The 19635-nt window shown below is 47.2% G+C and carries 17 protein-coding genes and 1 pseudogene; 14 read left to right on the forward strand and 4 right to left on the reverse strand.

Annotated elements, in window-relative coordinates; genetic code table 11:
* The first annotated feature begins 4 nt into the window (after positions 1-4).
* The 12 genes and pseudogenes from ACYQ2M_RS09355 to ACYQ2M_RS09410 all read left to right on the forward strand — a co-directional run bounded on the left by ACYQ2M_RS09355 (position 5) and on the right by ACYQ2M_RS09410 (position 15388).
* Positions 5-2584 (forward strand): hybrid sensor histidine kinase/response regulator, encoded by a 2580-nt coding sequence (locus ACYQ2M_RS09355; protein ID WP_459916071.1) that lies wholly within the window; start codon positions 5-7, stop codon positions 2582-2584.
* 161 nt (positions 2585-2745) lie between these two features.
* The gene (locus ACYQ2M_RS09360) at positions 2746-3408 is read left to right on the forward strand and encodes a TetR/AcrR family transcriptional regulator (RefSeq protein ID WP_459916072.1); all 663 of its coding nucleotides are present in this window, start codon (positions 2746-2748) and stop codon (positions 3406-3408) included.
* A 267-nt stretch (positions 3409-3675) separates the two neighbouring features.
* Positions 3676-6942 carry a fused isobutyryl-CoA mutase/GTPase IcmF gene (gene icmF / locus ACYQ2M_RS09365; protein WP_459916073.1) on the forward strand — a complete coding sequence of 1089 codons (3267 nt, stop codon included), beginning with the start codon at positions 3676-3678 and terminating at the stop codon, positions 6940-6942.
* A 633-nt stretch (positions 6943-7575) separates the two neighbouring features.
* Positions 7576-8757 carry an acetyl-CoA C-acetyltransferase gene (locus ACYQ2M_RS09370; RefSeq protein WP_459916074.1) on the forward strand — a complete coding sequence of 394 codons (1182 nt, stop codon included), beginning with the start codon at positions 7576-7578 and terminating at the stop codon, positions 8755-8757.
* A 102-nt stretch (positions 8758-8859) separates the two neighbouring features.
* The gene (locus tag ACYQ2M_RS09375) at positions 8860-9711 is read left to right on the forward strand and encodes a 3-hydroxybutyryl-CoA dehydrogenase (protein ID WP_459916075.1); all 852 of its coding nucleotides are present in this window, start codon (positions 8860-8862) and stop codon (positions 9709-9711) included.
* 227 nt (positions 9712-9938) lie between these two features.
* Positions 9939-10478, forward strand: coding sequence for a response regulator (locus ACYQ2M_RS09380; RefSeq protein ID WP_459916076.1), 540 nt, complete (start codon positions 9939-9941; stop codon positions 10476-10478).
* Between the two features lie 31 nt (positions 10479-10509).
* Complete coding sequence (locus ACYQ2M_RS09385) at positions 10510-10671, forward strand: sigma 54-interacting transcriptional regulator (protein ID WP_459916125.1); 162 nt, start codon at positions 10510-10512, stop codon at positions 10669-10671.
* Entirely contained in the window at positions 10658-10810 is a 153-nt protein-coding gene (locus ACYQ2M_RS09390) for an AAA-type ATPase lid domain-containing protein (protein ID WP_459916077.1), read from the forward strand. Before ACYQ2M_RS09385 ends, ACYQ2M_RS09390 begins: the two co-directional genes overlap by 14 nt.
* A 243-nt stretch (positions 10811-11053) precedes the next feature.
* Positions 11054-11375, forward strand: a pseudogene (locus ACYQ2M_RS09395) (methyl-accepting chemotaxis protein); the annotation flags it as partial.
* A gap of 340 nt (positions 11376-11715) precedes the next feature.
* A complete protein-coding gene (locus ACYQ2M_RS09400) occupies positions 11716-12456 on the forward strand; it encodes an ABC transporter substrate-binding protein (RefSeq protein ID WP_459916078.1) in 741 nt (246 codons plus the stop codon).
* A gap of 40 nt (positions 12457-12496) precedes the next feature.
* Positions 12497-12763 carry a hypothetical protein gene (locus ACYQ2M_RS09405; protein WP_459916127.1) on the forward strand — a complete coding sequence of 89 codons (267 nt, stop codon included), beginning with the start codon at positions 12497-12499 and terminating at the stop codon, positions 12761-12763.
* Between the two features lie 69 nt (positions 12764-12832).
* Positions 12833-15388 (forward strand): PAS domain-containing hybrid sensor histidine kinase/response regulator, encoded by a 2556-nt coding sequence (locus ACYQ2M_RS09410; protein WP_459916079.1) that lies wholly within the window; start codon positions 12833-12835, stop codon positions 15386-15388.
* Positions 15389-15519: 131 nt separating this feature from the next.
* Here ACYQ2M_RS09410 and ACYQ2M_RS09415 read toward each other — a convergent pair whose 3' ends face one another.
* From ACYQ2M_RS09415 to ACYQ2M_RS09430, 4 genes are all read right to left on the reverse strand, one after another.
* Positions 15520-15909: a response regulator gene (locus ACYQ2M_RS09415; RefSeq protein WP_459916080.1), complete on the reverse strand. Its 390-nt coding sequence runs from the start codon at positions 15907-15909 to the stop codon at positions 15520-15522.
* Between the two features lie 176 nt (positions 15910-16085).
* Positions 16086-16214, reverse strand: a complete 129-nt coding sequence (locus tag ACYQ2M_RS09420) for a hypothetical protein (RefSeq protein WP_459916081.1) — start codon at positions 16212-16214, stop codon at positions 16086-16088.
* 65 nt (positions 16215-16279) lie between these two features.
* On the reverse strand, positions 16280-17134 hold the full coding sequence (locus ACYQ2M_RS09425; RefSeq protein ID WP_459916082.1) for an SPFH domain-containing protein: 855 nt from the start codon (positions 17132-17134) through the stop codon (positions 16280-16282).
* A gap of 2 nt (positions 17135-17136) precedes the next feature.
* Positions 17137-17595 carry an NfeD family protein gene (locus tag ACYQ2M_RS09430; protein WP_459916083.1) on the reverse strand — a complete coding sequence of 153 codons (459 nt, stop codon included), beginning with the start codon at positions 17593-17595 and terminating at the stop codon, positions 17137-17139.
* A gap of 410 nt (positions 17596-18005) precedes the next feature.
* On the opposite strand from ACYQ2M_RS09430, the gene hgcA reads away from it, so the two are divergent.
* Together hgcA and hgcB are read left to right on the forward strand one after the other, a co-directional pair.
* The gene (hgcA, locus tag ACYQ2M_RS09435; protein WP_459916084.1) at positions 18006-19208 is read left to right on the forward strand and encodes a mercury methylation corrinoid protein HgcA; all 1203 of its coding nucleotides are present in this window, start codon (positions 18006-18008) and stop codon (positions 19206-19208) included.
* Positions 19209-19221: 13 nt separating this feature from the next.
* The gene (gene hgcB / locus ACYQ2M_RS09440) at positions 19222-19512 is read left to right on the forward strand and encodes a mercury methylation ferredoxin HgcB (protein WP_459916085.1); all 291 of its coding nucleotides are present in this window, start codon (positions 19222-19224) and stop codon (positions 19510-19512) included.
* Positions 19513-19635: the final 123 nt, after the last annotated feature.

Below are 19635 nucleotides of genomic sequence, written 5' to 3' on the forward strand. Positions count from 1 at the left end.
ATTCATGAACCTGAAAAAACAGATTTTTCTGATTGCCGTTTTCACTATTACTGCCGTTTCCATCATTGGGCTTGTGAGCTGGCATAAAAAAAATGCCTTCATCACCAGTGAAATCAGTGAATTCCAGGAAAAGCAGTTGTCCTATTTAAAACAGGTGGCGGACACCGTTGAGATGCGTTTTAATAACCTGTACGACGATCTTTACGGTCTGTCCCAGCGGGTGGAAGTTCAGTTTTTAAAGAAAAGCACCTGTATGCTTAACATGATTCAGATTTTCAATAGAAATCAACGTCTGATGAAGGCCATCTATAGGGTGGATGCCAACAATGTCATTCGCTACGCCTATCCCCTCCAGGACTGCCCGGTAAAGGGAGAACAGCTCAATGCGATATTTGAACATTGTCGACTCACCGGAGCCTCTTCATTTAAGGTTATTCGCAGACAAAATGACGGCGGTGATTATCTGGTCATTGCCCTTCCGGTGTATAGCATCCAGGGGGATGTGCATTTAAACCCCAGCAATAAGTTTTCCGGAATTGTTTTTTTCATGACAACCCTTAATTCTCTCCAGGAATATTTTTTTTCCGGGGCAAATTATGGTGAAAGGGGCTATCCGTGGATCATTGACGAAAAAATGCTGTTGATATGCACTGCCAATGTTTCCCATATCGGTAGACAATTTCCTGAGTTTGTGCCCACGGAGCTGCCCGGCGAGCGGGGTCAGGAGATTATGGGAATCATGGAACAGATGACACAGGGAAGAACCGGGGTGGGAAGATATGCCTATGCCATCCACGATAATGTAAGCGTAGACGTTACAAAGCTGGTGGCGTTTAAACCCCTTCATCTGCCCCATCAGACGTGGTCCATTGCGATTTCCAATCTTTTAAAAGAAGTGGTGGCTCCTCTGAATCAGGCGGTGAAACAGCAACGGTTTTATGTGATCAGTTTGTTTGTCATTGTGTTATTCATGGGAGCCATGGCCATTTTGCTCATCACTCGAAACCATGCCCTGCAGATGCGTAGGTTAAGAGCCAAGGAAAAAGAAAATCTGCTCATCCGGGAAGAATGGCAATTTACCTTTGATGCCATTGACACGATGATTGTTCTGTTGGACAGTGAATTTAAAATCATTCGAGCCAATAAAACCACGGCGGCCATGTGTGCCCTTTCCATTGAGGACCTGCCGGGTAAATTTTTGCCGGCTCTGCTCTTTGACCAGGGCATGGGTGATGATGAAAACCCCATTCTTCTGGCCTGTACCACGGGAAAACCCAATTCCAGAAAAATCAGAAGCACCCGGTTGAAAAAGCTGTTGCTGTTCACCGCTTTACCAATGGGCCCGGTCCATTCCGGGGATAGACTTGTGGGCAGATCCATTGAAATAATTTGTTACGCAAAGGATATCACGGCAATGGAAGATATTCAGGAGCGGTTAAACCGGGCCCAGAAAATGGAATCCATCGGATTGATGGCCGGGGGCGTGGCCCATGACCTGAACAATCTTCTTTCTGGTATTGTGGGTTATCCAGAACTGCTTCTCATGGATCTTCCCGAGGACAGTGCATTTCGACCTCCCCTGCAAGCCATTCAGAAATCCGGCAAGCGAGCCGCTGATGTGGTGGCGGATCTGCTCACGGTTTCCCGGGGCATTGCGGCGGAAAGAGTCGTTTCTGATGTGAATCGGCTGATCCACGAACAGCAAAATACCCCTGAATTTCAGAAGCTGAGGCAACATTATCCTGAAATCCTGTGGACAATGGATCTTGCACCGGATGTGCACCGGATTCGGTGTTCGCCCATGCATATTAAAAAATGCCTCATGAATATCATGGCAACGGCAGCTGAATCCATAAACGGGGAAGGGCGGGTTCTTGTTTCCATTCGGAACACTTACGTAAAGGAACCCCTGGACGAAAACCAGTCCATGGAAACAGGGGATTTTGTGGTGATTCAGATTTCAGACACGGGATCATACATTTCCCAGATGGATTTGGACCGGATCTTTGAACCCTTCTACACCCGGAAAACCATGGGCAGGGGTGGCACTGGACTAGAACTTGCCGTGGTGTGGAATATAATTAAGGAGCATGACGGTGGTGTTACGGTTACCTCCGATGCCCTGGGGACCACATTTATGCTGTATCTGCCAGCGGCGTGTGATGGGCCCATGGAGGCAAAGGCATACCAAGGGGAGAATCTTGATTCAGTGAGGGGTAACGGTGAAACCATACTGGTGGTGGATGATGAATCCCAGCAAAGGGATATTGCCCAGAGAATGCTTACCCTGCTCGGGTATGCACCCCATGCCGTTGCATCCGGAGAAAAGGCCGTTGAATATATCCGTGGGGGCAAAGTTGATCTACTGGTTCTGGACATGGTCATGGACCCTGGTATGAATGGCCGTAGAACCTATGAAGCGATCCTTGAAATACATCCTGGCCAGAAAGCCATAATTGCCAGTGGTTTTTCTGAAAATGACGAAGTAAAGAAGGCCTTGGCCCTGGGGGCAGGTTCCCTGCTTAAGAAACCTTACACCCTTCATCAGCTGGGAACGGCAGTTAAGGCAGAACTGTCAGGTTGATTTTGTTTGTATTCATTCCCTGTAAAACCCCTTCCTTGTTGTGATCCTGTCCTGGCTTTTTGTCATCATAATTCCTTGACAACGCCTTACAAAAATTGTAGAAAAAGAATGACTGAGCGCTCGTTCAACAACCTTCATGGTTCACTGGAGACGAAGCCATTTTGAAACGTAACCAAAAAGATAAGCTGATGGATGACAATGGGGTTCCCACCCAGATCAAAAATCCGGATCTTGTCCGTGAGAGGCGACGTCAGATTGTCGATTCCACGGTGCATCTGTTTGTGGAACATGGGTATCATAAAACCACCACCCGCATGATTGCAAAGGAGGCAGGCTTTTCCATTGGATCATTGTATGAGTATGTGGGCTCCAAGGAGGATGTGCTTTATCTGGTGTGTGAGGCCATTCACATTGAGGTAAACAAGGCTGTTGAAGAAACCCTGTCCTGTTCGGAACAGGGATCAAATACCCTGGCCGAAGCAATCCGTGAATTTTTTCTGGTGTGTGAAAGAATGAATGATCATATTCTTCTGATGTACCAGGTAACCCAGTTTCTTCCGGATAAATGGAAGGCAAAGGTGCTGGAAAATGAGCTTGGCATCACGGATATCTTTATCAGTCTGCTTGCCCGTCTTTCGGGGAAAGGAAATATTCCCCACCTTGATTCCAAAGTTATTTCCCTTGTGGGGCACAATATCTCCGTGCTGGGACAAATGTGGGCATTCAGACGATGGTATCTTGCCCGGGCGTTTACCATTGAGGACTATATTGATTTGCAGACGGAATTTATTCTGGGATTGATTTTTCAGCCTCCGGGACCGTGATGCATTACAAGGCCTTACCCCCGACTGACTTGACTCACATATTTTGACTAAGAATGAAAAAGAGCTTATCGGTATTTCGGTACCCTTTTTTTCATAGCAAAAACAATCAAGCCTCAAAATAAAACCTTCGCCAGCTTAGAGTTGGTTGAAAATTAACTGGTATACAGTGCTGTATATTGTGTTTCTAAGGCGTCAAATGGTCGGCCTATGGACATTTTAAACATGAGCTGATACGAAACTGACGAAGGAATTAAAAAAGGAGATGTGATGAGTGTTCCTGAAGAGATCTATAAATCTGTGAATGCGGTAAGGGTGGTTACGGCCACCGCCCTTTTTGACGGCCACGATGCCTCCATTAATATCATGCGGCGAATGCTCCAGGATTCCGGTGCGGAGGTCATTCACATCGGTCACAGCCGATCTGCCGAAGAAATTGTGCAGGCTGCCATTGAAGAGGATGCCCAGGGGCTTGCCGTGTCCAGTTACCAGGGCGGTCATGTGGAGTTTTTTAAATATATTGTGGATTTGCTCAAAGAGAGAAATGTCCCCCACATTAAGGTGTTTGGCGGCGGGGGCGGGGTGATCATTCCGTCGGAAATAAAAGAACTCCAGGCCTATGGGGTTACCCGGATCTACTCCCCGGAAGACGGGGCAAAGATCGGTCTCCAGGGCATTATCAATGATCAGATGCAAAAGATGGATTTTTCCACGGTGAACCTTGACCGCATTGAGTACGAAAAGCTCACGGTTAAAGAAAAATACATCACGGCCAATACCATCACGGCGGTGCAGGAAGCCAAGCTTAAAAATGACGGTTCCCTTGCCCCCATCATGGAACGCCTTGCAAAATTAAAGGGCAGCCATGTCCCTCCGGTGATCGGCATCACCGGCACCGGCGGTGCTGGAAAATCATCCCTCACCGATGAACTGATTCTGAGAATCCTGCGGGACCTTACCGACGTCAATGTGGCCATCATCAGCTGTGACCCCTCCCGGAGAAAAACCGGTGGGGCACTTCTTGGCGATCGTATCCGCATGAACGCCATTGAAACCGGTAGGGTTTACATGAGATCCCTTGCCACCCGGGAGGCTCAGTCTGAATTGCCCGCCTCCCTGCCGGAAGCCATTGCGGTTGCCAAGGCATCGGGATACGACATCATCATTGCAGAAACAGCAGGCATCGGTCAGGGGGACTCCAGAATCATTGACCTTGTGGACATTGCCATCTATGTCATGACCGCAGAATTTGGTGCCCCCTCTCAGCTGGAAAAAATCGACATGCTCGATTATGCAGATCTGGTGGTGGTGAACAAGTTTGAAAAACGGGGCAGCGAAGATGCGGTGCAGGATGTTCGAAAGCAGGTCCAGCGAAATCGCAAGGCCTGGACCACCCCATTGGATGAGATGCCTGTGTATGGTACCATCGCTTCCCGCTTTAATGATGACGGAGTTACCGCCTTTTATCATGGACTGCTGGACCTTTTAAATGAAAAAATGGGTAAAGAATTCGTTTCCACCATTCCCAGAACCGATGTGACCTGCTCCAGCTCCAAAACCATTATTATTCCGCCGGAACGCACCCGCTATCTTGCAGAAATTGCTGAGACTGTGCGCAATTATCATAAGCACACCGAAGAACAGGCCGATGCCGTTCGAAGGGTGTGGCACCTCAAAGAGTCAGAGAAAAGTTTTGAGGGAGTGGATCTGGCAGATGTGGTGATTCGGTTTAAGGATGCCATTGCCGGTGCCGAGGCAGACATTGATGCGGAAACAAAAAAAATACTCGAAGAATGGGAGACCGTGAAAGAGGCCTATGCCAAGGATGAATTATCCTACCAGGTGCGGGGCAAGGACATCAAGCTGCCTTTATATACAGAGTCTTTGAGTCATTCTAAAATTCCCAAGGTGTGCGTGCCCGGATATAAAGACCCGGGGGAGGCACTGAAATGGATGCGAAAGGAAAATGTTCCTGGGCATTATCCTTACACCGCCGGTGTGTTTCCTTTGAAACGGGTGGATGAAGACCCCACCCGCATGTTTGCAGGGGAGGGGGGACCCGGAGATACCAACAAACGATTTAAACTGCTTTCTAGTACTTATCCGGCTAAACGGTTGTCAACCGCTTTTGATTCGGTGACGCTGTATGGGTATGATCCCGCAGTGCGGCCCGATATATATGGTAAAATCGGTAATTCCGGGGTGAGCATCTGTACCCTGGAAGATATGAAACTGCTCTACGACGGTTTTGATCTGTGTGCCCCCAACACCTCTGTGTCCATGACGGTGAACGGACCGGCACCCATGATGCTTGCCATGTTCATGAACACCGCCATTTCCCAGCAGATGGACAGGTTCCGGGAAAAAGAGGGAAGAGAACCCAGTGCACAAGAGGCAGATGAAATTCGTCAACGGGCCATTTCCAGTGTCCGTGGCACGGTTCAGGCGGATATCTTAAAGGAAGATCAGGGCCAGAATACCTGCATTTTTTCCATAGAATTTGCCCTGAAAATGATGGGAGACATCCAGCAGTATTTCATTGACAATGCAATCCGTAATTTTTATTCTGTGTCCATCTCCGGCTATCACATTGCCGAAGCCGGGGCAAATCCCATCACCCAGCTTGCGTTGACCCTGTCCAACGGGTTTACCTATGTGGAGTATTACCTGTCCCGGGGCATGGATATCAATGCTTTTGCTCCATCTCTTTCCTTTTTCTTTTCCAATGGCATGGACCCCGAATACACGGTGATCGGCCGGGTGGCCAGACGTATCTGGGCCGTTGCCATGAAGTATCTGTACAAGGGCAATGAACAGTCCCAGAAATTGAAATATCATATCCAGACTTCGGGACGATCCCTGCACAGCCAAGATATTCAGTTCAACGACATCAGAACCACCCTTCAGGCGCTTTGCGCCATCTATGATAATTGCAACAGCCTTCACACAAATGCCTTTGATGAAGCCATCACCACCCCCTCCAGTGAATCTGTGCGCCGGGCACTGGCCGTGCAGCTGATCATCAACAGGGAGTGGGGACTTGCTAAAAACGAAAATACCCTCCAGGGTAGTTTCATTGTGGATGAACTCACCGACCTGGTGGAAGAGGCCGTTTTGATGGAATTTGAGCGAATCACCGAAAGGGGGGGGGTACTTGGTGCCATGGAATCCGGATACCAGCGGGGCAAAATCCAGGAAGAATCCATGTACTATGAACTGCTCAAGCATTCCGGCGACTATCCCATTGTGGGGGTGAATACCTTTATTGATCCCAATGCCAATTATGAAGAGATGACCGCCCTTTTGGAGCTTGCCCGTTCCGATGATGCCCAAAAAGATGAACAGTTAAGACGTCTGGCCGCCTTTAAAGAAGCCCATGGGGATGTTGCCGGAGAAGCCCTTTCAAAACTGCAGCAGACCGCCCTTGATGGGGGCAACATGTTTGCAGAACTAATGAACACCGTTAAACACTGCTCCCTTGGAACCATTACCCAGGCCCTTTATGATGTGGGGGGCAAATATAGACGAAATATGTAAATGAGGTGATTTACAAGGCCCGTGGGGTCGTGTGTGCCGGGGCGATGTGTGTACATTGTTCCGGCATACTTGTTTTTATGGTGACTCATGTTTCGGAGAGATTGCTTTTTCCCTTTGCCATCACAAGTCTTCATGTGGGGAGTTTGCCCCTTGTTCTTTTTTATTGTTTTTAGCGGTGATTATCATGGGGGGGTGATGTTGAAGGGATTTGTGTTGAATTAAATATAGAATAAATACAGGTATTTGTTTTTAATGAAAACGCTTCACCTTATGATGACGCTCCAATATGGAATCAAGCCGCAGAACCTGCACATTAAAAAAGGTGAAATCTATTGTATTTAGATGATTTTTGTGGTTTTAAAGTGAAGGTATCGCTAAATGAAAAACAAATGTATTTGGTTGTTGTAAGAAAAAAATACCCGACAACTTGTGAACTGATTAAATTGAACTGATCCAATAAATTCACAGGTTGCTGCGGCAAACGGGTTTGCCATGGACACGATGTCAAGAAGTCGGCAAACCGGAACTTAGGGCTTAATCACAAGGTCGGCTGCTCTGGAGTGGGGTCAACCAATGGTGACTGGTAGCCGATCTTGTGATCAAGCTCGAAACTTAAAAAAAATGAGGTCATATATGAGACAGGCAGTTATCGTCAGTGCAGTCAGGACGCCCCTGGGCAGTTTTGGCGGTTCATTGAGTAAGATTGGGGCCACGGATCTGGGTGCGCATGTGATAAAAGAGGCCGTCCATCGCGCCGGTATAGATAAAGATCAAATTCAGGAATGCGTCATGGGCATGGTGCTTCCCTGTGGTTATGGTCAGAATCCGGGAAAACTGGCCGCAGTAAAGGCCGGACTGCCCTGGGAAGTGGAATCCATTACCGTCAATAAAGTGTGTGGTTCTTCCCTGAAGGCGGTGATGCTTGCGGCCCAGGCCATCCAGTGCGGTGATGCCGATGTGGTGGTGGCAGGTGGCATGGAGACCATGAGTATGGCTCCCTATTACATGGAGAAGGCCCGGTGGGGCCATCGCATGGGACCAGGGAAAATTGAAGACCACATGGTCCATGACGGCCTGTGGGATGTGATCAATGATTTTCACATGGGCATGTCCAACGAGCTGTGCTGTGAAAAATGGGATGTCTCCCGGGAAGCCCAGGACCGGTTTGCGGCCCAGTCTTACCAGCGGGCTTGCGCAGCCATCAAATCCGGCCGGTTCAAGGATGAAATTGTGCCCGTTGAGATTCCCCAGAGAAAGGGAGATCCCATTGTTTTTGACACCGATGAATGTCCCATGGAAACCAGCTTTGAAAAACTTTCCAAAATGAAGGGTGCCTTTAAAAAAGACGGGGTGGGCACCGCCGGCAATGCCTCCATCATCAGTGACGGGGCATCGGCCCTCATCATCATGGAAAAAGAAAAGGCCAAGGCCCTTGGCTGTACCATCATGGCAGAAATCGGTGCCCAGGCCTCCTATGGTATTGACATGAAATATGTGCTCATGGCCCCCATCTATGCCATTCCCAAGGTGTTGAAAAAAGAAGGGTGTGCCCTGGAGGACATTGAGCTGTTTGAGATCAATGAAGCTTTCAGCGGCAGTTCCCAGGGCATTAATGAGGTTCTGAAACTTGATCCAGACAAGGTAAATGTCAATGGCGGCAGTGTGGCCCTGGGTCACCCCATTGGTGCCAGTGGTGCCAGGGTATTGACCACCTTGTTATATGAAATGGAAAAGCGCAATCTTAAAAAAGGCCTGGCATCCCTGTGCCTTGGCGGCGGAGAAGCTGTGGCGCTTATTGTGAATCGCCCGGCGTAAAAAAAGTTACGGCAGAAAGTGACTGCCACAACGTGAAAAGGAAGCCGCATGACGGCACAACCGTTATGAACGCTTCATATTAAAAAATATTCAGGAGAGATCATGGAAGTTAAAAAATTCGGTGTTATCGGTTCCGGCCAGATGGGCAACGGTATTGCCCAGGTGGCTGCTGCCAGCGGACTTGACGTGTTGATGAGTGATATTAAGGAAGAGTTCACCGCAAACGGGGTGGCAAATATCACTAAAAATCTGGAGAGAAGTGTTAAAAAAGGTAAACTGGAACAGGCGGAGATGGATGCCATCCTGGGCCGCATTAAAACCACTGTGGATTTAAAAGATATGGCTTCCGTTGACTTTGTGGTGGAAGCTGCCGTGGAACGAGAAGATCTGAAATTCAAGATTTTTGAAGATCTGGATGCCATCTGTCCCCCCCATGTTATTCTTTCCACCAACACCTCTTCCATTCCCATCGGCCGTATTGCCGCCAGGACCAAACGGCCGGAAAAGGTCATCGGCATGCATTTCATGAATCCGGTGCCGGTGATGAAGCTTGTGGAAGTGATCAAGGGCCTTCCCACCTCGGAAGAGACCTTTAACATCACCTGGGAGCTGAGTAAAAAATTTGGAAAAACCCCGGCTGAAGCCAACGATTTCCCCGGCTTTATCGCCAATCGGATTCTCATGCCCATGATCAATGAGGCGGTTTTCTGCCTTTACCAGAGCGTTGGAAAGGCAGAGGACATTGATACGGTCATGAAGCTTGGCATGAATCATCCCATGGGCCCCCTGGCCCTGGCTGACCTCATCGGGCTTGATACCTGTCTTGCCATCATGGAGACCCTGTACGACGGGTTCAAGGACTCCAAGTACAGACCCTGTCCGCTTTTGAGAAAATATGTGGAAGCCGGCTGGCTTGGACGCAAGGTGGGTAAGGGATTTTACGACTATAATTAGGGGCTCAGCCATTTTAAATTTACCGTTCTTTCGAGGATGCCGCAAGCCGGGCCTGATAAATGGTAAATGAACAAGATCTGACGTCCTGCATACTGCATGTGCTGTTTGAGATTAAATTAAATTTTCATCTCTTGTTTTTTTATTTGAACGTCCGGCCTGACCATCGGTGCCGGACGTTTTTTTTTACAGAAAAAATAATCATCGCTTTCCAGGTATAAAAAAATCTTATGGCACAAGTTCTTATCATCGATGATGATGCAATGATATGTGAAACCCTGTTATCAATTTTCAATGGAATGGGGCATGTAATATCGTGTCAACAGACATTGAAAGAGGGGGTGGCTCAAATAGATTCCTTTCCCATGGACGTTGTTTTTCTCGATGTGGGACTGCCGGATGGTAATGGTCTTGATGCCATAGAAATCATAAAACACCACTATGATCCTCCTGAAATCATTATTTTTACCGGCGAGGAAAATGTGGACAGGGCAGAGGTTGCCATGCGATCCGGTGTATGGAATTACATTTCAAAAAAAGAGTCCTATGTAAAATTTAAGTTCGCGTTGAACAGGGCATTGACCTATCGTGAGAAAAAACGTGCCCATTCCCCGGCAATTAAAATGAACAGGGGAACGATTGTTGGTGAAAGCCCGTTGATAAAGAGGTGCCTTGATGACGTAGCCAGGGCTTCAAATCACGATTTTCCCGTTCTTATTACCGGCGAAACCGGCACCGGTAAAAGAGTTGTTCGCCCAGACCATTCATAAGAAGAGCAGCAGGGCATCTGCCGAATTTATTGTGATTGATTGTGCGGCCTTGGCGGAGAACCTTGTTGAAGGGATGCTCTTTGGTCATGTAAAAGGGGCATTCACCGGTGCTGTTTCAGATAAAACAGGGCTGTTGACGCTGGCCCATAAAGGAACTCTATACGCTGTCCGAGGAATTTATGGAGGATATTAACGTATACCAATGGCCGGGAAATGTCAGGGAATTGCTCAATACCTTTGATCTCATCTGCAGTGAAGTCAGTCCCGGCAGTATACTTTTTCCCCATCATCTGCCCGGGCATATTCGTGCCGCTGTTATTAGAAAAAAATGAACAAATCCCCTCATATTGAAATGCCTCAGGCTTTTTCAACATCGTCTGGGCAAAAAAATATCCACTCATTAACGTATAAAGCGTATGTTGAAAAAATGAAATACGCCTATCTGAAGGGCTTATTGGAGATAAACAAGAGTAATATTCCGGAATGTTGCAGTCGATCCGGTCTTTCAAGAAGTCAACTTTACCGATTGATGCAACAGTTTGATTTGAGATCCATGTAAATTGTAATATTTTTTTGTTTTGACCTGTATTGATGAGATAGCCTTTCAAACCAATCTACTGGCATTGAATGCTGCGGTTGAGGCTGCCAGGGCAGGGGAGGCAGGCGCCGGTTTTGCCGTTGTGGCAGATGAGGTCAGAAACCTTGCCATGAGAGCGTCTGAAGCTGCAAAAAATACAGCCCAACTCATTGAAGGGACCGTAAAGAAGGTCAATGATGGATCTATACTTGTGTCAACCACCAACGAGGCTTTTAACCAGGTGACGGAAAGCTCCGTCAAGGTCGGAAATATCGTTTCAGAGATAGCCGAAGCATCCAAGGAGCAGTCCAGCGGAATAATGCCATTTGGCTCCGCGTCTACGACTCTATCTTCGTTGTGTCCGCCAGGACATGCGGGTTATATGAAAACGCTGCCTCAAAGTAGCGACAACAAAGCCCCAACGGCCATCCGATACGGCACCATGGGAGCAAAAGGCGATCCGCTTTTTGGGTTATGCCAGTTGGTACTGGTATGTATGTTGCGAGATGTGTATGTTCTTTGGGAATATGTGAAGGATCTCTTGGTTTTTTATGGTTTTCCGGTGGGTATGCATGCTATTGTATGTGCAGTTCGATTTTTGTAATGCCCCCTGCAAGGAGAAACGAGATGAGATTCTATGGCGGGACAGAAAGGAGATGGATGATGCGAAAAAGCATTTTCAGCTGTTTGATGTGCGCTTTTGTCTGCGGCTGTGGGTGTCTATTACTGTTAATACCCAATGTCATGGGCAAGGATACCCCCGGGGAAAAAGTATCACTGTCCATCCAATGGCTCACCCAATGTCAGTTTGGCGGTTATTATGTGGCGCTGGATAAGGGGTTTTACACAGAAGAGGGTATTGATCTTACCATCATACCGGGTGCAACCGATATTAATCCCATTCACATGGTATCTTCGGATCTGGCAGATTTTGGAACCAAATGGCTGGCGGATTTTCTGGCTTCCAGGGGAAATAACCCAGGATTGATATCCATTGCTCAGATTTTACAAAGTAATGGATTGATAATGATTGCAAAGGCGTCATCCGGTATTAAAAACCCCCGGGATTTTATGGGCAAACAGTTGGGGATATGGTTTTTTGGAAATGAAACCCAGTTTTTTGCGTTGATGAGTAAATTTGATATTCCCCTTGATCAACTCAATATTGATGCCCTGAAATGGAGCATAAAACCTTTCCTTAACGGCCGGTTTGATGTTATAACCGCCATGGCCTATAATGAGTATTTTCGGATAATTGATGCAGGCTATAAAAAAGAAGACCTCTCTATAATTGATTTCTCGGAATATGGGTTGAATTTTCCCGGACAGGTCATTTTTACCAAAGACTCTATTTTGATTTACCAAAGACTCTATTTTGAAAGAAAAGCCCGATTTATGTGAAAAGATGGTCAGGGCCTCACTTCGGGGGTGGAACTGGGCTATGAATCATCAGGAAGAGGCCGTTAATATTGTAATGAAATACGATAAGACCCAAACCTTGAAAAAGGCGCTTCAGCTCAGACAAATGGGGGTTATCAGTCAACTGATAAAGTATGGTAGCAGGCCCCTGGGATACCATGATCCCGAACAGGTTGGGTTTGTTGTCGATCGTTTGATTCAGTACAAGGTTATTGTTCCGCCAGTGATTCTACATGAGGTCTACACCAACGATGTCTGGGAACAGGCCCATGTGGGTATGGAAAAATAGGGGCAGGTATCATGCCCTGTCCGGATTGCCGACAATGCCAGCAAACAAAATCAACAGAAAGTATTTCCGATGAGTCCAAAGAAAATTTACGCTGCGGGCATTACCTGTATTGCTATAATGCTTTCCGGGGTTATTATCTCTTCTGTCCAAAGCTGGATTTCCGTTCAAAATGCATTTGGAGAACTGAACAGCACCTACACGGCTATTTTGAACCATGTTTCTGAAATCCCCCTTGATATTTCTCAGGCACGTACAGAACTTTTTCGATATGTCAACGCCTATGAACCTTCCCCTGCCCGTATCCAGGCACATTTCCAACAGGCACGTTCCAATTTAATGTGGATAAGTGGACAATCGCTTCCACAAAACAGCAAGGGGCTGGCCCGGGGGATGTTGAAAAAAACCGATGAATTTCAAACCATCCTCAGTCAGTTGGAAATGTATATGAACAAAGGCAATTCCATCGAGGTGCTGCTCACCGTCAACCGTCTCACAGGGCTTGTAACAACTATTGCCTTTTTATCCGATAAACTTAAGGAGAACATTCAAAATCAAATTCTCCATATGAACGAACAGTCTCAACAAGAAATTTTAAATAATCATGCCCTGTTATCGGCTGTTTCCATTGTTTTTATCCTGCTGCTGCTATGCGTGGCCCTGTTTCATAACCGAATTCTCAAAAGACAGGTTCAAAACAGAACAATTGAACTGCAGGCCCGCCTGAATGATCTTGCCCAGAGTGAAAAAGCGCTCAAGGAGAGTGAGGCAAAATGGCGCTCACTTACAGAAAACACCCCTGACACCATTATACTTTCCAGCATCAACCATGATATCCGTTTTGTAAACCGCGCAATTGGCAAACTGCGGCCTGAAAAAATTATTGGAAAATCCATTCTGGATTTTGTTCCTCCGGATCAGCATGCCATGGTCATGGATGCTGTTAAGGGGGTTGTGCAGACGCACACGCCTGACCGAATTGAACTTCACTATGATATACCCGCTAAAAAGGCGCTGTATTTTGATGTGCGGATGGACCCAGTGATGGATAAGGACGGAACCGTTGAGGGAATTATAAGCAGTTCCACCAACATCACTCAACGTAAAAACACAGAAAATGTATTGAGGCATTCGGAAGAAAAATATCGTACCATGGTTGAACATTCCCATGACATGATCTGGACCTTGGACACATCAGGTCATTTTGTCTTTTTCAACGAACGGACGGAATGGGTCACCGGATTGAAGCTCAGAGACTGGGTCGGAAAGCCATTTGCCCCCCTCATATTGGAGGAGGATCGCTCCATGATCAACGATGTTTTTAATAAAACCATCAATGGAAGATCTGTTCAATATGAATTAAGATTTAAAACCGATGCCGGGGAGATTCTCACCATTTCCGTGACCACTGCCCCCATATTAAAAAATGGTCAAATTGTGGGGCTTGTAAGTTTCGGAAGGGATATTACAAAACAACTCAAGCTTGAGGACCGCATACTCCAGCGTCAAAAACTGGAGTCCATCGGTACTCTTGCCGGCGGTATTGCCCATGATTTTAACAACATTCTTTTCCCTATTTTGGGGTATGCAGAAATGTTACTTGACGACATCCCCGAAGAGAATCCTTTGAGAAAGAAGATCAACGGTATCTATTCCGGCGCATTGAGGGCAAGGGATCTGGTAAAAAAGATTCTTGCCTTTTCCCGTCATGAAAAAAATGAAATGAAATTAATGAAGATTCAGCCGGTTATAGAAGAAGCCATGACACTTCTCAGATCCACCATATCCACGGCCATTGATATCAAACAGGATATACGGCCTGATTGCGGTCCGGTGAAAGCCGATGCCACCCAGATTCATCAGGTAGTGATGAATCTGGCGACCAATGCCTACCATGCCATGGAAAACACCGGGGGAGAATTGAGTGTGGGGCTCAAACCCGTTGAATTTGGAAAATATGATGTGGGTACTTCAGATATGGTGCCTGGCTCATACGTCTGCCTTTCCGTGTCGGACACCGGCATTGGAATGGATAAAAAACTGCAGGATAAAATCTTCAATCCGTTTTTTACAACCAAGGAAAAAGGCAAGGGAACCGGCATGGGACTTTCAGCCGTGCATGGGATTGTCATGGGCATGAATGGGTATATTCAGGTATACAGTGAACCGGGCAAGGGAACGCAATTCAACGTTTATTTTCAAGTGGAAAAAGCCCTTGACCAGGCAGATACGTTTATCCATGATCTGGAGTTCCTGCAGACCGGAACAGAGCGGATACTGCTTGTGGATGATGAAAAAGATATCGTTACAATGGAAAAACTGATGCTGGAACGTCTCGGATATACAATAACCTCGCTGACAGACAGCAGTAAAGCCCTTGAAATGTTCAGAGACCATGTCGATGAATTTGATCTGGTCATAACGGACATGGCAATGCCAAAGATGTCCGGCGACACCCTTGCGGCTGAATTGATAAAAATACGTCCTGACATCCCCATCATGCTCTGCACGGGATTCAGTGAAACCCTAACCGAAGCAAAGGCCACCTCCCTTGGTATTAAAGGCTTTTTATTAAAACCGATTATCATGGTGGACCTTGCCCAAAAAATACGCCAGGTGCTGGATTAAATGGAAAAATATTTATTACCCACATATTATATCGACAGTGATCACCCCACGGTGGTGGATTTTGCAAGGCGCAACTGTAAAGAAAATGCCAGTGACATGGAGAACGCCGTTTCATTTTATATACCTTCAGATCACGAATTGTTCCGGGCGTTTTTTAAAACCGTTCGGATGGCTGCATCTAAATCCCGCCGGATAACGGGTTTGTGGATATATGCGTCAATATACTGCGCTTCTGGACTGTTTGTATCTATCCTGTAGCTGAAGCCGGTGTAGATAATTATCGGGATATCCGGGCGTATCTGTTTTATTTTTTTTGCCAGCCGTTCACCGGTTATGTTGGGCATGGTGAGATCTGTGATGACAAGGTCAAACGTGTCCTGCTGAATCTTGAACAGTTCAAGGGCCTCCAGACTTGAGATCCGGCAGGTGATCCGATACCCCAGCCTTTCCAGCATGTCCGTCATCATGGAAACAATGTTTGCTTCATCATCCACCAGCAGAAATCCTTCACTGCCCCCCATGAACTGCTCACATTTTAGGGACGTTTCACAAACTGTTTCCTCTGCCTGGCAGGGCAGATAGATCTTAAAGGTGGCGCCGGTTCCCGGCTGGCTTTCAAAAGAAAACCGATCCCAAGAATAAAAAATCCATCAGTCCTGATACGCCGTTGGACGTTCCAGACCGCAAGAAATACCGATCAGGCAACAGCGATGGAAAACAGTTCCGCCAAGCTGTGGAAAAGAAGGTAATGGTACCGGCTAATCCAGAAAAGCCCTGCCAGCAGCATGATGCCGGAGATAATTTTTGGTTTTATGTCTGAAGCCATTGCAGGTTCATTCGGGAGGTGGCTGGTCATTGATCTGCTGTGCTTCCTTTGTTTTTCAGAAGGTGCTATTTCAGTGCCCCTATGATACCCTTAACGGCAGCCGGTAGGTCCGCAGGCAGTATGACCACCTTTGCGTTCTGGGATTCGGACACTTTTTTTAATGCATCAATGTATTTTTCTCCCAGCAGGTACAGCATTGGCAGTTCCTTGTCCTGGATGGCGGCAGTGACCTTTTCTATGGCCAGCTGGCTTGCCTTGGCAAGGACGATTTGTGCCTCACCATCCCGTCGGGAAGCCTCTACGCGCCCTTCAGCCTGGAGAATGGCAGCGGACTTGTCCCCTTCGGCCCGGGTTACGGTGGCTCTTCGTTTCCGTTCCGCTGCAGCCTGCTCCTCCATGGCAGCCTGCATGGTGGGCGACGGATTGATGTCCTGGATTTCCACGGTTTTTAGGGCAATGCCCCAGTCGGATATATCATCTGAAATGGCTTCCTTGAGACGGGTTCTGATGAGATTCCTGTTGGAAAGGGCTTCATCAAGATCCATCTCCCCCACGATGGATCGAAGGGATGTCTGGACCAGTGTTTTGATGGCCGCCTCGTAATCATCCACTCCATAGACGGCCTTGTCCGGGAAAAGGATGTTGATGTAGGCCACGGCATTGGTGATTATAACGGCATTGTCTTTGGTGATCACCTCCTGGCTTGGGATGTCCAGCACAATGTCCTTGGTTATCACCTTGTAGGCCACCTTGTCCATGTAGGGAATAATGATGTTAAGGCCCGGTCCCAGGGTTTTTCTGTATTTCCCCAGACGCTGAACCACATGTTTGTTTCCTTGGGGAACGATGCGTACCCCCAGGCTGATGGTGACAATTACCAGTATCAAGAAAAACAAGGCAACAATAAATCCTTCAGTCATGGTCAAATCTCCTTAATGGGTTTAACAATTAGTGTATTACCGGATATATCAACCACCCGTACCCGGTCTCCGGTGTGGGTTTCTTCTTGACAGATAAACGACCATTGCTCTGATCCCAGCACGGGTGTGGTGAATTGTACCATGCCTCTTTTTCCGGTTTCTGCAGGTTTTACGACAAGTCCCGACTCCCCTAGCACGGCTTCAAGGGAAATTCCGGCTTTTGTGCGATCCCCCATTTTGGCTTTGAATACCTTGAACCATAATATGGTGAATATGATGGAGGCCATGGCCCAGAAGAAAAGTTGAAAACTGGGGGCAAGATCCGGAACCATCCACAAAAGGCCCGCCACAATAATGGCACCCAGGCCGAACCAGATAATAGTGAAACTTGGAATGATCAACTCTGACATGATGAGAATCATGGCGAATACCAGCCAGTACCATGCTTTTATTTGAAACATTTGTTTTTCCTTTCCGGGGTGATCAGAGCTAATTAGCGTTTTTTCTCAAAGGCAGCATGAAAAATTTGGATCATAAAATGAAAGTAAATATGATTAGAGGGTAAATGTCAAGCATCCATGGACTTATCGTTATCCTTGACCTTGAAGGCTAAAAAAGGCACAATAAATTATGTTGTGAGCAAGCCTTTTTTCATCCGCAAATATGCAATGGCCTGAAAAATGCTTGAAGCTTCATGTGCAAGTTTGTTTGTATTAACCTCCGAGGGGAGGCAGGTTTTGCGAGCAGGTATTGTCCTTAATCTGGATAAGCCAGAACCAAAAAGGTTTTCTGATTTTCCTGTCAAAATAAACCGAAAATCAGAGATAAAAATTTAAGATAGCACAATTGGGTTAAAATAATGAGGGTTTTTATGAATAATTTGATGGGCACAGTTTCGGATTCTGCAAGCCAAGCAGGGAAATTGGGCGCTTTAACTTTGTCCACCCGAAATGTGCAGATTCAGCCTTGCCTGCCGGACTTTACAGATAACACCTTACTTTTAACTCCCCATGGACTGGAAATTCATGAAATCCCGGGGTATCACTTGTGTTCCTATGTTGAGGATTTCTTTGTCACCCCGGCAGGCAGGGTGCCAAAAATTAAAGTGGCACTGGGTCTGGATGACATTTTGTCCACACTGCTTGTCCGGTGCGGTATTGGTCGACAAGATTACCGGGTGGCACCGGGATTGTATGCTGTGGGAGATCCGGACAGTTCATCCGAGGTGCTGATCACGGCTAACTTCAAGCTCAGCTTTGACCATTTAAGATGTAATCTTAAAGGGCTCAATGTCTGGGTGCTGGTGCTAAATACTCTGGGAGTTAATGTCTGGTGTGCCGCAGGCAAAGGCACTTTTTCAACCGATGAGCTGGTGCATCGCATTGACACCTGTGCCCTTGGACAGGTGGTCACTCATAAAACAGTGATTGTTCCCCAGCTCGGTGCCACGGGGATATCTGCCCGGGCGGTGAAAAACAGGTCCGGTTTTCGGGTGGTGTATGGGCCCATTAGATCCCGGGATATCCCGGAATTTTTATATAACCACCAGCAGGCATCCTCTGCCATGCGGCAGGTGACCTTCTCTGTGGGGGAACGCTTTGTTCTGACCCCGGTGGAGGTGCGCATTGTTGCCCGACCTGTTTTATTGATTGCACTGACATTATTGGCGATGTCGGGTATCGGCCCTAATGTTTTTTCCATGGGTCAGGCATGGGTAAGGGGCAGTGCCGGGTTTGTAATGCTTTTGTCCGGGGTGTTTGCCGGTGCGGTACTTACACCGGTCTTGCTGCCCTGGCTTCCTTTTCGGCAATTTAGTGCCAAGGGCATTGTTGCCGGAAGTGCGGTGGCTTCCCTTTGTCTTTATTTTATGTTCCCTTTTCCGGGGGGTGCAGCTGGTTCGGTGGCTCTTTTTTTGTTTTCCGTTGCCGTCAGTTCTTATCTGGCCATGAGCTTTACCGGTGCCACTCCCTTTACTTCTCCGTCCGGCGTGGAAAAAGAGATGAAGCGTTTCATACCGGTGCAGATCGTTATGATGCTGGTGGCGACTGTCCTGTGGATTTATTCGGCATTTTAAGGCAGTAAAAGATATGAAGGATTTAAGATATTTAGATGATGTGGCAAGCCTCCAGCTCTCCCGGAAAGAGTGTGTGGGTTGCGGTCTATGCATGGAAGTTTGTCCACATGGTGTGTTTGAGCGTGATGGGAGCACTGCACGAATTGCCGATCTTAATGGATGCATGGAATGCGGGGCCTGTGTAAACAATTGCCCTGTCGGGGCCATTTCCGTGACCCCCGGGGTGGGCTGAGCAGCTTATATTATCCAGGTCTGGATAAAAGGTAAAGAAAATGCGTCCTGCGGTATTGGCGGATGCTGTTAGAGGACAACCCTTGTGGTTACAGTCATGTATATTTATATGAAAAGGCGGCATAATGCCATTTTCATGTTTCGTTGTGTCCGATAGGACATGTGGGTTATATGAATTATTAAACACTATAAATAG

It is taken from the genome of Desulfocicer niacini (assembly GCF_054657595.1).

Coding starts and splice junctions, on each gene's coding strand:
- ACYQ2M_RS09355 (WP_459916071.1), top strand. CDS start 5: ATGAACCTGAAAAAACAGATTTTTCTGATTGCCGTTTTCACTATTACT.
- icmF (WP_459916073.1), top strand. CDS start 3,676: ATGAGTGTTCCTGAAGAGATCTATAAATCTGTGAATGCGGTAAGGGTG.
- ACYQ2M_RS09370 (WP_459916074.1), top strand. CDS start 7,576: ATGAGACAGGCAGTTATCGTCAGTGCAGTCAGGACGCCCCTGGGCAGT.
- ACYQ2M_RS09375 (WP_459916075.1), top strand. CDS start 8,860: ATGGAAGTTAAAAAATTCGGTGTTATCGGTTCCGGCCAGATGGGCAAC.
- ACYQ2M_RS09380 (WP_459916076.1), top strand. CDS start 9,939: ATGGCACAAGTTCTTATCATCGATGATGATGCAATGATATGTGAAACC.
- ACYQ2M_RS09390 (WP_459916077.1), top strand. CDS start 10,658: ATGGAGGATATTAACGTATACCAATGGCCGGGAAATGTCAGGGAATTG.
- ACYQ2M_RS09400 (WP_459916078.1), top strand. CDS start 11,716: ATGATGCGAAAAAGCATTTTCAGCTGTTTGATGTGCGCTTTTGTCTGC.
- ACYQ2M_RS09405 (WP_459916127.1), top strand. CDS start 12,497: ATGAATCATCAGGAAGAGGCCGTTAATATTGTAATGAAATACGATAAG.
- ACYQ2M_RS09410 (WP_459916079.1), top strand. CDS start 12,833: ATGAGTCCAAAGAAAATTTACGCTGCGGGCATTACCTGTATTGCTATA.
- ACYQ2M_RS09415 (WP_459916080.1), bottom strand. CDS start 15,909: ATGGGGGGCAGTGAAGGATTTCTGCTGGTGGATGATGAAGCAAACATT.
- ACYQ2M_RS09420 (WP_459916081.1), bottom strand. CDS start 16,214: ATGGCTTCAGACATAAAACCAAAAATTATCTCCGGCATCATGCTGCTG.
- ACYQ2M_RS09425 (WP_459916082.1), bottom strand. CDS start 17,134: ATGACTGAAGGATTTATTGTTGCCTTGTTTTTCTTGATACTGGTAATT.
- ACYQ2M_RS09430 (WP_459916083.1), bottom strand. CDS start 17,595: ATGTTTCAAATAAAAGCATGGTACTGGCTGGTATTCGCCATGATTCTC.
- hgcA (WP_459916084.1), top strand. CDS start 18,006: ATGAATAATTTGATGGGCACAGTTTCGGATTCTGCAAGCCAAGCAGGG.